Raw genomic sequence first — 13742 nt, forward strand, 5'->3', positions numbered from 1 at the left:
TCGCAGTTGTCGGAGAACTACGACAGGGTGGTATAGACTGACGATGAAACGTGAACTTTATTGGTTCTGCACATTTGCCGCCAAAACAGGAAAAAGCCTGTTGTCGGTTATCACAACAGGCTTTTCTGGCATTTTGTGGTGTCACTGCGCAGTAGTGGTCAAATGGTGGTCAACTTTTTAGGCGGACGACAGGGACGCAATTACTGCTTAACCTCGCCATAGGCTCTTTTCATAGCTGCTTTTGATACGACCCACTGCTTGCCAAACTTGCAGACATCTACACCGTTCGCAAGTTTCCCATAAGAAACAGCCTTCCGCAGAGTGCTTTCACTCAGTCCCCACAATTCGCTTGCATCCCCGAAAGACATCAATCCATCAAAAGGTGTATTGACCTGCTCACCATGCTCCCATAATTCATCACAGGACAAGTCCAATTCATCGCCCCAGATAATACCGTAGCCGCCGACATCAACGCTGACACAGGCAAACTCTTCGGGGTGCTCTTTCAGATAGGTGAAAGCAGGAATCTTTTCAAACAGAGGCTTGATGTCATATAATTTTACGACTCCCTCGCTGAAACCGACACTCAGTTTATAATCAGGGAGAGGTGATACACTTTTAACCTTATGGAACATAGAAGAAACCTCCTTACTCCAGTGGCGGAATTTTCTTAAACTCTTGCGTTTCCCAGATTTCCTGCAAAGTATCCTTATGCAACGCAATCCATTCGCGCACCATAGCCAGCGCTTTCGGAGGAAGATAGCCTTCAAGAACTTCACCTGTCATGTAGTCAATGGCTGCAACATCATCGTTATAGATGGCGTGAATATGCGGCGGATTGTGTTCACTCTGCAGGAAATACATACGAATGATAATTCCATAGAATCTTGATAATACTGGCATGTCGATCATCTCCTTACTATCACTATATCACGATACCGTGAAAAAGTCAACGGTGTAAATCCTGTTTGCCAAACTATCGACCTATTTCCTCCAACAACTCGAGCGCCACATCCCTGCTGCCAATACGCATCAGACCGTCATCTTCTTTATCGCGTGATAGTAGGTTGGTACTGCCGTACCACACAATCTCCTGATCAATAACTGCAAAATGGGTGTGCAGGTCGGGTTGTGGCACAACGTAAATCCCCGCCGCCGTCAGCGCAGTTTGCAGCGCTTTGGTTGGCTCTACGCGAGTCTGGGGGTAACTCTCGGCAGGTTGCGTTATGACAGTCACAATCACCCCGGCAGTCTGCTGCTCCTCTACCAGCGCAATCAATCGCCGGACCTTGTTTTTGTTCAATCCGGGGCTTGCAATATAGATGCTCTTGCGTGCCTGCATCAAGTCTTTTTCATAAACAGGCAGATAGCTTTCGCTGTCAAAAATTGCGTTGACAGTCTGCTTTTCCTCGTTAGGAGCAGCAAGAATTTCATATCCTATACGCCTATAGGTGCACAATCGCTTGTAATACATGGACTCCAGCACACGAATGTGCGCATCTACATAGTCATAGATGATAACATCTCGCTTACCCTCGTAATCGCGGTGTAAACGACCCGCATATTGCTCCACGTTGCCTTGCCACGAAATGGGCCTCGTCAACATCATCGTGTCCAGCCGCGGAAAGTTGAATCCCTCGCCAATGTACTGCCCGATGGCCACCAGCACAACACTTTCGTTTGGAGGAACTGCCCGCATTTCGGCGCGCAGATCTTCTTTTTGTCTGGCGCTGCTGCCGCCCTGCAAAAGAAGAGTATGGTCGGCTTTAGGTTTCAGCTGTGCGTACAAAAACGCCGCATGTTCTTTCTCTTTGGTCAGCACCAAGGGTGTGCGGCCGGCTTGCAGACAGGAAACCACATCTGTCAGAATCAGTTCATTGCGTACCGCGCTACCCACCACGGCACGGCGGGCTTGATTGTAGCTGAGTTTGTTTGCGTTTGGCGCGAACAAGCGCGTAAAACGCGGGTAGACAAAATGCCGTACATTTTGCGCAACCGCGCGGTCTTTGGCTGTATAGCGGTAGCGGATGGGACCAAACTGCATAAAGATTTTTTGCTCCTGCCCGTCGTCGCGCTTGGGTGTAGCAGTCAACCCGTAAACGTAATATAAATCGCGGCAGAGCGTTCAGCATACAACAATCATCAAGGCGAGAGAAACGGTCATATTCAAGAGGCAATCTCCGTTCCACTCCCTGTTCAGGCTTAGGGGTTGCTTAGAAACAGAAAAAACTACATCTTGCCGTGTAGAACATGATGGTGTAAAATGAAAATAACGAGATGTTCCTTTCATAAAGGCAGCAATACGGCATACTCAAAAGCTGCAGATGATGCAAAAACTTACAGCCGTGAGAATACAATTCGTTCATTGATGCTCAGGTCATACAAGGTGCTGAGTTGTTCCAGCATTTCAACAGGCGGCATATAATTGCCGGTTTCCCAACGAGAAATAGTTTTGTTTGTAACGCCCAGTTTTTCGCCCAGCTCTGCCTGTGTAAAATGGTGTTCCCTGCGGAGTTCTGCCAAAAACCTGCCCATCTTTACCATATCCATGCGCGACGCCTCCGTGTTTGTGATGCTTTTATTCTACACCCAAAAGCGAAAAATGTCTTTACCATAAACAGCGAATGAGAAAATTTAGCGCAGAAAATGAGGGCGGTACGATTCGCGGACAAAAGGAATTCCGGAAGAACAAAAAGTAATTTCCCGCAGTAGGAGTGCAAATCATACAAAAATATCGCTCTGCATCGTAGGAGCAGGGCGATATTTTTCTGTTATGCGATACTTCAAAAATATTTATCCCTGTTCCGTAATTTTTGGGTTCGCATCCTCATGCGGTTCCTTTATAATATAAGTACTATTATACGGTGCGCCGCGCTGACCCATGCCCACGGAAAGCATAGGTCAAAAGAAACCCTGTGGCAACCTGTACAAAGGCTCCCGCTGGAACTTGTGCAATTTCACAACAAAATTTACCTCATTTTCCCTGCAAAATGCAAATTATGTACGAAAAACAACAGCTTATGCAATTTGTGAAACAAAAAGCCGGAAATCTGCTACTATAATAGCAGTTCCACACCGAACCCTGCCGGAAACGGTGAAAACAAAAATCGAGGAGGAAAACAATGCAAAAAAAAAAGCTTACGCCATGGCAGATGGCAGGACACATTCTGCACACCGCGATCCTGTCCATTTTGGCGGTCCTGATGGCGGTCCTACTGGTGCTGGCAAACACACTGCTGCCCACCTATGGTCGAATGGTCAACGAACTCTTGGGGTACAAGCAGGCATGGAAAACCCCCGCAGAGGGCAGCAATCTGGATTTGGAGTACAACAAGGCCGATTACAGCAGCGCTGACGAAATCAAAGCCGCGCAGCAAAAACTGAACGAGCAAATTGTCGGGGAAGGCACGGTCATGCTCAAGGGCGACACCGAGCATCTTCCCTATGCAGCCGGCACAAAATTCAGCCTGTTCAGCCATTCCAGCGTGGATTATCTGGTTGGCGGTTATGTGGGCGGCAACCTGACGCTGAAAAGCGCTTTGGAGAGCCGCGGATTCACGGTAAACGATGCCCTGTGGGATTTTTACAGCACGGGCAACGGAAAATCGTACACCCGCGGTCCCGGTTCCATCAACTTTGGCGCGGCGGAGGATTTCCGCCTGAACGAATGCTCTATTGATGTTATCACCGGTGAGGCAGGTTTGACGGACACCTTTGCGGACACAACGGCCGTTTTTGTGTTGAGCCGCGTAGTTGGTGAAGGACGCGATATGCCGCGCTCCATGTATAACCATACGGACATTCTGGAGGATAAGACCAAAAGCTATCTGGAACCTGATTCCGTTGAGCTGGGCATAATCGACTATCTGAACAAGAACTTCAAGGATGTTGTGGTTCTGATCAACAGCCCCAGCGTTATGGAAACCGGCTGGGTAGAAAACTACGAGAATATCCACACCGTGCTTTACACGGGTCTGCCGGGAACCTACGGTCTGAATGCCGTGGCAGACATTCTGGCAGGCAATGTGAACCCCAGCGGTCATCTGGTGGACACTGCCGCTTATGATGCGTTCAGCAGCCCTGCCGCGCAGAACTACGGCTCTTACTACTACTTTGACGAGGAAGGCAACATCACCCCCCACAGCTTCCTTAACTATGCCGAGGGTATCTATGTCGGCTATAAGTATTACGAAACCCGCTACGAAGATGCCGTTATGAAGTCCGGCAATGCGGGGGACTATGATTACTTAAAAACCGTACAGTATCCGTTTGGCTACGGTCTGTCCCTGACTACCTTTGATTGGAAGGACTACACCGCCACCTGGTCCGGCGACACCTGCACCGTCAGCGTTACCGTAACGAACACCGGTGATGTGGCAGGCAAAGAGGTGGTGCAGGTTTACGCCCAAAGCCCCTACACCGAGTACGACAAGGAAAACGGTGTGGAGAAAGCCTCAGTCGAGTTGGTCGGTTATGCCAAGACCTCGATTCTGGAACCGGGTGCAAGCGAAACCGTAACGGCGACCTTTGACAAGGAACAGCTGAAAAGCTACGATGCCAACAAGGCAAAAACCTATATTCTGGATGCGGGCGATTACTACATCACCGCAGCCGAGGATGCGCATAAGGCCGTCAACAACATTCTGGCGGCCAAGGGCTACACCGTGGCGGACGGTATGACCGAGGACGGCAACGCCGACCTCACGGCCGTATATACGCAGCCCGAGTTTGATGCAGCGACCTACGCCGTTGACACCAAGACCGGCACGGAGATCACCAACCAGTTCGATGCGGCGCGCGGCGATTTCACACTGCTGACCCGCAGCGATTGGACGGGGACCTTCCCGCAGCACGGCGGCGAAGCAAGCGATGTTATCAGCACTTGGGGCAATGAGATCAACGGCACGGATGCCGACGGCAACCCGGCAAGCTATGAGTACAAAAAAACCGCCTCGGCGGAATTCCTTGCCACGATGGTGGAAAGAAACTCCGGCAACCCGACTGACCCTGCCACGCTTACGGACACCATCGTTTACGGTGCCAAGAACGGCTTAGGTCTGATCGACCTGCGCGGCAAGGCGTATGACGACCCCCTGTGGGATGACCTTTTGGATCAGCTGACGCCCAGTGATTACCAGACCCTGATCAGCTCCTCCGGCTACGGCACCCCTGAACTGCAAAATGTCGGCAAACCGTACTGCATGGATGCCGATTCCGCTACGGGTCTTATGTTTGGCAGTGCCGGCGGCGCAACATTTAACGGCGCCGAGGTGACCGCACAGACTTGGAACCGCGAGCTGGCGTTGGAATTCGGCCGCCTGCTTGGCAATGACGCCCTGCTTGGCGCCGGCACGGTGGGCTGGTACTGCCCTGCCACCAACATCCACCGCACCCCCTTCAGCGGCAGAAACAACGAATACTATTCGGAAGACGCCTTTATGTCCGGCAGCATGGCATCTGCCGCCGTACAGGAAGCCGCCAAAAAGGGTCTGTACACCTTTGTCAAGCATTTCGCCCTGAATGATCAGGAAAATCACCGCGGCGATGGTCCGGATGCCGCTGCTGCCACATGGAGCGGCGAACAGGCGATCCGCGAGATTTACCTGAAGCCCTTTGAAATGTGCATGAAGCTCGACCCGGTTGAGCTGAACTATCTGGAAAAGCAGGATGACGGAAGCTACAAGAACGCCACCACGACCATTCCTGCCTGCAATGCCTTGATGACATCCTTTAACCGCATTGGCGTAACGTGGACGGGCGGTCATTACAATCTGCTGACCGGTGTGCTGCGCGGCGAGTGGGGCTTTAACGGCTTTGTGATCACGGACGCAAATGGTTATCTGGGACGTATGGACCCGCGGCAGATGATCGAGGCCGGCGGCAGCGGCAGCCTGCGCTATCTGAAGGACACGCAGTTCACCTTCGATAAGGACAGCGTTTCTGACTACCACTACGGCAGAAAGGCAGCCCATAGCATTTTGTACACAGTTGCAAACTCCAAGGCAATGAACGGTGCTATGCCCGGCAGCACCTTGGTGGGTACGCCGACCGACAAGCAACTTCGTGTGCTGCTTACGATCCTTCCTGCTTTGCTGCTGGTGCTGCTTGTTTACCGCATCTTCCGCGTATGGAAGCCGAGCAAGCGCAAGCTGGCTAAGCTGGAGGCAAAGGCTGCAAAAAAAGCTGCAAAGTAAGCGGACGACCGGGCGGACTTATTACCGCAACGGGCGGGGTCCGGAACCGGAAAAACAAAAGGGGAGTTGCCCATGCGGCAACTCCCCTTTTTGTGCGAATTTATGCTTGTGTCAGCGTCCGCGCCATTCTGGCCATGCGGGAAGCATTGATCTTTACCTGTTCCAGTGTCACGGCGCCGCTGTCGATGCCCTGCAGCAGGTTGTCGTAATCGCCCTTGTTGCCCGGCATAAACAGGTCGCCGCCCGCTGCCGCCACATACTGCGCCTGCGAATCCCGGTGGGCAGAGCGCGCGTCCCCGGTCATCGGCGTGACCCAGTCGGTCATAACAATGCCCTCGTAGCCAAACTCGGCGCGCAGGATGTCCATGATCAGCCCGCGATGCTCGGCGGTGTGGGTGCCGTTCAGCAAGTTGTAGGACGTCATAACCGCCTTGGGCTGGGACTCCCGCACGCAGATGCCGAAGCCCTTTAAGTAAATTTCACGCATGGCGCGCTCGGAAACTATGCTGTTGTTGCGGGTGCGGTTGTACTCTTTGTTGTTGGCGGCATAGTGCTTGATGGTCGTGCCGCAGCCCTTGTGCGCCTGCACGCCGCGCGTCATAGCGGCTGCCATCTTGCCGGAAACAAGCGGATCCTCGGAGTAATATTCAAAGTTGCGTCCGCAGCGGATGGAGCGGTGGATGTTCAGCGCCGGGGCGAGCCACAGATGCACGCCGAAACGCTCCATCTCCTCACCGACAATGTCGCCGCACTGCTGCACAAATTCCGTGTCAAAGCTCTGCGCCAGCGCGGTGCCGATGGGAATGGCGGTGCAGTATTGGGTCTTGATTTCACAGCCGCGCTTCGGCTTGCCGCTGCCGCCGATCAGGCTCATCACCCATTTCATCGGACCGGACAGCATTTCGGTAATGGAATCCGGCATCGAGGCATTGCCGACAGCGTGCTTGCCCTTGGCGTCCTCAAAATACTCCTTCGCAAGGCGCAGACCGGCAGGACCGTCCGCCATGATCATGGGGGGAAAATCCTTGACCCTGTCGCAGCTTTCGCCCGCTGCGCCGCAGACATGGCGACCCGCCGTGCCGATCATCGAGGCAAACCCCTTGGCATTCGGGTCAAAATCGCCGATCAAAAGCAGGGCGGCGTCCTCTTTGCTCAGGGCGTCCACCTCGGGCAAAATTTCCTCAGGGCGGTCATAGGCAACGACCGCGCCGCTGAGTGCGGCGGCATCCAGCTCCAGAACCGGAACGTTTTCCGGGCGCCGGATCGGGGCGGCGGGGTGGGCAAGATCGGTGAAATCCGTGCTGCCCAGCACATTTTTGACCTGCAAAGTCGTGACGGTTTTTTCCAGATGCAGCACGGCGGCGGGGACGGTTTCGGCACTGCTTACGCCGACGCGAACCAGATAATCGCCCGCTTCCAGCAGGTATGCGGCGGTTCCGGCATCATAGGCTGCCATCTCCGGCAGGGCAAAGCTGCAGGTAAGGGTTTGCGTTTCGCCGGGGGCAAGCTCGCGCGTTTTGGCAAAGGCGCAAAGCTCCTGCTTGGGTTCATCCAGCTTGACGGCAGGCTTGCTCAGATACACCTGCGCGACCTGCCGCCCCGCCACGGTGCCAATGTTTTCTACGGTGGTACGCACAGTGACCTGCGCACCGTTTACCTCCACCTCAGGGGAACCAAGGCGGAACTCCGTGTAGGAAAGCCCGTATCCGAACGGAAACAGCGCCTTTTTGCCGAAGGTGTCAAAGTAGCGGTAGCCGACATAGATGCCCTCGCGGTAGCGGGTTTCGTTCATGTCCTCAAAGTCGGGCATGGCGGGGTAGTTTTCAAAGGCTGCCCAAGTGGTCGTCAGCTTGCCGGAGGGGTTGGCTTTGCCCAGCAGAATATCCGCCAGCGCACTGCCGGTTTCGACCCCCAGCTGGGACAGCAGCAGAATGTTGCGCACGCTCATAACGGGGGAAAGATCCACCACGCCGCCGACGTTCAGCACCAGCATAAAACGGCTGAATTTTTTGTCCAGCGCCAGAATGTCCCGCACCTCGGAATCCGTCAGGCGGATATCGCCCTTCAGCGGTGCGCGGTCGTTGCCCTCGCCGGAAATGCGCGAAACAACGTAAATCGCAGCGTCGCCCTCGGCGTCCAGCGGCAGGTCATATTCCGGCTCTGGCATGACCTTGCCCATGCCGTAAATAATGTAGTTCAGTTTGGCGGCTTTGGCGTCCTTTTTCAGCTGCGCCAAAAAGGCTTTGTGTGCATTTTTTCGCACCTGCTCATAGCCGGTGTGCCAGTCTGCGCCGGTCAGGGTAAAGCCCGCATCCTGCAGCCCTTCCTCAATAGAAACGCTGTAACGCGAATTTACCTCACCGGAGCCGGTGCCGCCCTTGATGGTACGGCGCACGCCGCTGCCGTAAGCGGCCAGCGTGCAGGGGCTTTCCAGCGGGAAGCTGCCGTCCTTTTTCAGCAGTACGGTGCAGCCCGCTAAATTTTTGCGCAGCGCTTCGATGTGGCGCAGCTCATAATCGGCCATTGCAGTGGTATTTTTCATGGGAAACATCCTTCTTTTTCAATAGTATACAAGAAATATCCTCAGGCATGGGAGAAAACATTTCGTGTTTTGAGATAATAATTAGGAAAGCTTACGCATTTGTCAGGACCTTGACGCCGCCTTCGACAAAAGTCGCAATCGTGTCCAGCTGTGCTTCTGCCAGCTCCGGTGCGGAGGCTTGCAGCCCCGCAATGCCGTTGAAGATGAAAACCAGCACCGCACCGATGTTTTCGTACTGGGTACTGTCAATGCCATCCTGCTTTACCTTTTCAAGAATGGCGTTGCGAAGATGGGCGGTGAACTGTGCCATGGCCGGTGCAGAAAAAAGTTCGGTACAGAGTTGGTTTTTGCTCAGCAGGGTGTATATTTCCTTGACGAAGGCGCGCGGGCTGCTCAGCAGACCCTGTGCAGTGTTGAGTTGGCTGATGACCTCGGCAACAGCCTCCTGCTCCAACTGGTCAACCAAGTCATAGACCGTCTCATAGTGGGCATAAAAGGTAGTCTTGTTGATCTCGGCCCGTTCGGCAATTTCCCGCACGGTGATTTTTTCCAGCGGCTTTTCCTTGATAAGCTCGTAAAACGCGCTGCGGATGGCACGTTTCGTTTTCTTAATGCGTAAATCCATGGCTGATCCTCCGTCAATTTTGCTGCAAGGCGGCGCTTATCCAACGTATTTGGTGCAAAAGGTTGGATAAGCATCTTTTCCCCAAAAAGTTGCTGATTGTTAAGGCAATCCGATAATGGTAGTATAACACCAGCAGGACGGATATGCAACTGTAGTTGGATATCTCCTCGGGAGTTAAATGATTCTATTACGGAGAGCAGTTTTATGAAAACCTTGTATCTTGTCACAGGCGCGGCCGGTTACCTTGGCGGCGAGGTTTGCCGCCAACTTGTTGAGCGCGGTTTACACGGCAGAGCGTTGGTTCTGCCGGGCGATAAAACTGCCCAGTATATCCCCAGGGAAATCGAGCAGTGCGAGGGCGATTTGTGTGATACAGCCTCGCTGGAGCGCTTTTTCAGCGTTGCGCCGGACACCGAGACCATCGTGCTGCACTGCGCCAGTATGGTAGCACTCGGTAATGAGCGCCGTGAGCTGGTCATGAAAGTCAACGTGCAGGGCACACAGAACATCATCGACCAGTGTTTCGCCCACCCGGAATGCAAAAAGCTCGTCTATGTGGGCAGCACGGGAGCCATTCAGGAACTGCCGCATGGTCAGCGGATGAAAGAGCCGGAATGCTTTGTGCCCGAGGAAAGCCTTGGCGTTTACGGCCAGAGTAAGGCAATGGCCAGCCAGCTTGTGCTGGTTTCGGCTGATTTGTCTTCCAGCATTTACTGCCTGTTCCTTGGTGGAATAGTGGCCACTGGAGCGTTGAGCTCCGCCACGTTTTACATCCCAGCCACCATTGGGATTGTGAACGACATGATGAGTAGAACGAGCCATAAGAGGTACTTTACTTTCCCGGTGGGGCGCACAGCAAGGTCAAGGCAGACCCTAGCCCACGGTGGGAAAAGTGTACCCTTACGCCCGGATAAAACAGAGAAAATATATAAAGAACCCGGAGAACCTTACCCAATCGGTAAGGTTCTCCGGGCTCTTTTTTCTCTCCGGGAAGTATATTCAAGAGAGTTACACAAAACAACAATGCGAATTCAGAAGGGGCGTGAACATATGACAAACGCAAAACAGACAAATTGTGCGAAATACGCACGCGGACCGCCATGTGAATCAGATTTGATTCACTATTCAGGGGGCAAGGGGTAAAAGTGAATCAAATCTGATTCACTCCCACGCCCTAACACGCCCCGTGTGGGGCGGATGCCCAGCGTCGCACACGGACGCGACATCACCCGCAAACCCGCCGTTTGGCGCGTTTGTGGGGCTGTGGGGCGGCGTGAGCCGTACAACTTAACACTGGAGAATAAAACTTACTACACACAAAAAGACGATAGTATGAGATAATAGATATATACCAAAACAGAAAGGACGATGCGAATGAATTATGAAAGACTTCCAAAAACGATCTCCGCCGAAGAACTGCTCTCCACGCCGCTGCCGCCGGTCAAATGGATCATCCCCGATCTGCTCCCGGCAGGTCTGGCGCTGTTTGCCGGCCCCAGCAAAGCGGGCAAAAGTTGGCTGACTTTGTGGCTGTGTTTGCAGGTCGCGCAGGGCAAGCCCATGTGGGGACGCGAAATTGAGCCGCACACCGTGCTTTATCTCTCGCTGGAGGATACCTTTAACCGCCTGCAAAAGCGCCTTCTCCAGCTTGTGGGCAGCGAAGAAGCCCCCGAACGGCTGGTCATGCAGACGGAATGCAGCAGCATAGGGCAGGGGCTGGAAGAACAGCTCACAAGTTTCCTCTATCAGCACCCGGACACCGGGCTGATCGTCATTGATACTTTGCAAAAGGTTCGTTCCAACGACCAGAACAACAGTATGTATGCCAGCGATTACAAGGAAATCAGCGCACTAAAAGCACTGGCAGACAAGTACAATGTCTGCATTTTGCTGATCCACCATCTGCGCAAACAAGCCGCAGACGATCCATTCCAGCAGATTGCAGGCTCCAACGGTTTGATGGGTGCGTCCGATACCAGCTGGGTCATGCAGCGCAAACGCATGAGTCAGACCGCCAGCATCTTGGTGACCGGGCGCGATATGGACAACAAAACACTGCGTCTGCACGAAGAAAACTGCGTTTGGATTCTTGATGAGGAAGAAAGCACAGAACAGATTGTCGCTAATGCTGTGCCGAGTTACCTTTGGAAAGTGACAGATTACATTGACCGTGTTGGCATTTGGCAGGGCACAGCCACCGAACTGCTTTCTGCAGCCGATATCGAGGGCGTTTTGCCCCACCAGCTGACCCGGAAAATCGTGGAGCATTACGATACCGTATTCACCCCAAGAGGAATCCGATATGAAACCCATCGCACCTCGCAGGCACGGCAGATGAAATTCTCTCATGACGGAAATGACGCAGATGACGCTAATGACGCTGAAATTGACATAACCCAGCTTTTCAAATGGGATATCTCACAAACAGCGTCATCAGCGTCATTAGCGTCATAAAGATCGCGTAGGGAGAGCAAGCATGGGCGAAGTGTTGCCACAGGGCAACCCGCCGAAAAGCCTACGGGGACAGCCCCGAACCCCTGTGAGGTCGTTGGCGCATGAGAAAACGCAGTGTTGGAATCAACGTTCGCGTCAGCGTCACTGAGAAGAAAAAGGTGACGATGTTGGCTCGGAAGTACGGGTTAAAATGATTGAAAAGCAGGTAAAAGCGATGGCGGCACCGTCAGAAATGGCGGTGCCGTTTTTGTCAGTAATAGGTGGAATTTTGGGTGAAAGATTGTTAGGTGTGGTGATGGCTTTCTGTCGCAGTTGTCGGTATGCTTTGTAGTACCGCAGGTCAATAAAATAACACTAAGGAGCGTGCAAAACATGGCATCTATCAGAAAGCGCGGCAGTAACAGTTACTTGATTGTAGTATCCCGTGGGTATAACTATGAGGGAAACCGACTGAAATCAGTTCAAAAGACCGTTAAGCCACCCAAGGAATATACACCGAAGCAAGCTGAAAAGTGGGTAAGGGAACAGGCAATCTTATTTGAACGCGAGGTTCAGCATACGCCGGAACCCATCAATCGAAGCATAACGCTGGCAAAGTACATTGAACACTGGGTAGCTGATGTAGGACCGAAGAAACTTGCTGATTCTACATTTTGCAGAGATTTGCAGGACATCCGCAGGATTTTACCAGCGCTGGGTAACTATAAGCTGACGGATCTGCGCAAGGAAGTCATCCGAGAATTTTACGAAGAAATGCGGCACAGCCCACGTTTGGACGGCAGAGGAAACCTGTCCGAGAAGTCGGTCGAAGGCTTACACAACACACTCTGCGGCATCCTGTCGGCGGCTGTGGACGAGGGTTATTTGACCCACAATCCTGCATGGAGATGTTATAAGCCCAAAGGACAGAAGAAAGAACGCCCCGTAGCTGATGAGGAAACAGTAAAGAAACTGATTACAGCATTCGAGGGACAGAGCATGAAATATGAAACCTATTTCAAATTAGTGCTTGCCACTGGATTGCGCAGGGGTGAAGCCTGTGGGCTGAAATGGAGTGACATTAACTGGAAAAAGCGTACCCTTCATATACAGCGAAGTGTGGTAAAGTTAAGTCACCAAGAATCTATTACCAAAGACCCCAAGACAGCCAGTGGGGACAGGCTAGTATATCTGAGCAAGGAAATGTGCCAACTGCTCAAGGCGTGGCGCAAGGAGTGCGAGTGGGATAGAGCGCAGACGGCAAATGAAACTGTGGATGAGGATGACTACCTGTTCCGCCAGCCTAACGGCAAGCCGATGAATCCCTGCACATTTACTTATAGGTTCAAGCTGATTCTGAAAGCTAACAACTTGCCGCTGGATTTGAATGTGCATAGCTTGCGGCATACGAACGCCAGCCTGCTGATTGCACAGGGAGTGGACGTGCGCACCGTGGCCAGTCTGCTTGGCCATGCGCAAGCAAGTACAACGCTGGATATTTATGCCCACGCATTTGACAAGAACAAGCGCAAGGCACAGGAAAAACTTGGAAAGGCGATTGGATTATGATGAGAAAAATCAAGCTGACCCGCGCGAACAAAAGTATTCTGCTGAAAGCGCTGGCACCCTATTACTATCGAGAAAGGGCACTTGGGCATATCACACAAGAAGTTGGAAAGCTGATACTGAAAATCAATTCTCTCTCAGCCGATAAAAGAGCAAACTTCTCAGCAGAAGAAATTCACCTTATGAGAACCACCTTGAATCAACTGAGAAATGAACGACTATCAAAAGGTCAGTACACCGATGCGGCAGATGATATGCTGCTAAAATTATTCTAAAATCAGAATAAAAAAAGCGCATTGCAAAAATACATTGCAATGCGCTTTTTAAGTGCGACCGGGAGGATTCGAACCTCTGGCCTTCCGGGTCGGAGCCGAACGCTCTA

The 13742-nt window shown here is 52.6% G+C and carries 11 protein-coding genes and 2 pseudogenes; 6 read left to right on the plus strand and 7 right to left on the minus strand.

Annotation, left to right across the window (positions count from 1 at the left end):
• Positions 1-200 precede the first annotated feature (200 nt).
• The 4 genes from NE623_RS14110 to NE623_RS14125 all read right to left on the minus strand — a co-directional run bounded on the left by NE623_RS14110 (position 201) and on the right by NE623_RS14125 (position 2550).
• On the minus strand, positions 201-635 hold the full coding sequence (locus NE623_RS14110; RefSeq protein ID WP_256273440.1) for a helix-turn-helix domain-containing protein: 435 nt from the start codon (positions 633-635) through the stop codon (positions 201-203).
• A 13-nt stretch (positions 636-648) separates the two neighbouring features.
• Positions 649-903: a DUF4160 domain-containing protein gene (locus NE623_RS14115; protein ID WP_227594502.1), complete on the minus strand. Its 255-nt coding sequence runs from the start codon at positions 901-903 to the stop codon at positions 649-651.
• Positions 904-976: 73 nt separating this feature from the next.
• Positions 977-2044, minus strand: a complete 1068-nt coding sequence (locus NE623_RS14120; RefSeq protein WP_256273441.1) for a phospholipase D-like domain-containing protein — start codon at positions 2042-2044, stop codon at positions 977-979.
• A gap of 293 nt (positions 2045-2337) precedes the next feature.
• Positions 2338-2550 (minus strand): helix-turn-helix transcriptional regulator, encoded by a 213-nt coding sequence (locus NE623_RS14125; protein WP_256273443.1) that lies wholly within the window; start codon positions 2548-2550, stop codon positions 2338-2340.
• Between the two features lie 572 nt (positions 2551-3122).
• Here NE623_RS14125 and NE623_RS14130 point away from each other — a divergent pair.
• Positions 3123-6194 carry a glycoside hydrolase family 3 C-terminal domain-containing protein gene (locus NE623_RS14130; protein WP_256273444.1) on the plus strand — a complete coding sequence of 1024 codons (3072 nt, stop codon included), beginning with the start codon at positions 3123-3125 and terminating at the stop codon, positions 6192-6194.
• 100 nt (positions 6195-6294) lie between these two features.
• Here the strand turns inward: NE623_RS14130 and NE623_RS14135 are convergent, their stop codons facing one another.
• A complete protein-coding gene (locus NE623_RS14135) occupies positions 6295-8736 on the minus strand; it encodes a glycoside hydrolase family 3 N-terminal domain-containing protein (RefSeq protein WP_256273445.1) in 2442 nt (813 codons plus the stop codon).
• 91 nt (positions 8737-8827) lie between these two features.
• A complete protein-coding gene (locus tag NE623_RS14140) occupies positions 8828-9361 on the minus strand; it encodes a TetR/AcrR family transcriptional regulator (RefSeq protein WP_256273446.1) in 534 nt (177 codons plus the stop codon).
• 204 nt (positions 9362-9565) lie between these two features.
• Here NE623_RS14140 and NE623_RS14145 point away from each other — a divergent pair.
• Positions 9566-10063: pseudogene (locus NE623_RS14145) on the plus strand (NAD-dependent epimerase/dehydratase family protein); the annotation flags it as partial.
• A gap of 39 nt (positions 10064-10102) precedes the next feature.
• On the opposite strand, the pseudogene NE623_RS14150 reads toward NE623_RS14145, so the two are convergent.
• Positions 10103-10183, minus strand: a pseudogene (locus tag NE623_RS14150) (DUF2188 domain-containing protein); the annotation flags it as partial.
• Between the two features lie 552 nt (positions 10184-10735).
• Here NE623_RS14150 and NE623_RS14155 point away from each other — a divergent pair.
• The 4 genes from NE623_RS14155 to NE623_RS14170 all read left to right on the plus strand — a co-directional run bounded on the left by NE623_RS14155 (position 10736) and on the right by NE623_RS14170 (position 13635).
• On the plus strand, positions 10736-11815 hold the full coding sequence (locus NE623_RS14155; RefSeq protein ID WP_256273447.1) for an AAA family ATPase: 1080 nt from the start codon (positions 10736-10738) through the stop codon (positions 11813-11815).
• Between the two features lie 190 nt (positions 11816-12005).
• Positions 12006-12146, plus strand: a complete 141-nt coding sequence (locus NE623_RS14160) for a hypothetical protein (protein ID WP_256273448.1) — start codon at positions 12006-12008, stop codon at positions 12144-12146.
• Between the two features lie 41 nt (positions 12147-12187).
• Complete coding sequence (locus tag NE623_RS14165; RefSeq protein ID WP_256273449.1) at positions 12188-13363, plus strand: tyrosine-type recombinase/integrase; 1176 nt, start codon at positions 12188-12190, stop codon at positions 13361-13363.
• The gene (locus NE623_RS14170) at positions 13360-13635 is read left to right on the plus strand and encodes a hypothetical protein (protein ID WP_256273451.1); all 276 of its coding nucleotides are present in this window, start codon (positions 13360-13362) and stop codon (positions 13633-13635) included. The genes NE623_RS14165 and NE623_RS14170 overlap by 4 nt, the downstream gene beginning before the upstream one ends.
• Positions 13636-13742 lie beyond the last annotated feature (107 nt).

Origin of the sequence: Gemmiger formicilis, from assembly GCF_024462815.1 — a bacterium.
Classification (GTDB): Bacteria; Bacillota; Clostridia; order Oscillospirales; family Ruminococcaceae; genus Gemmiger.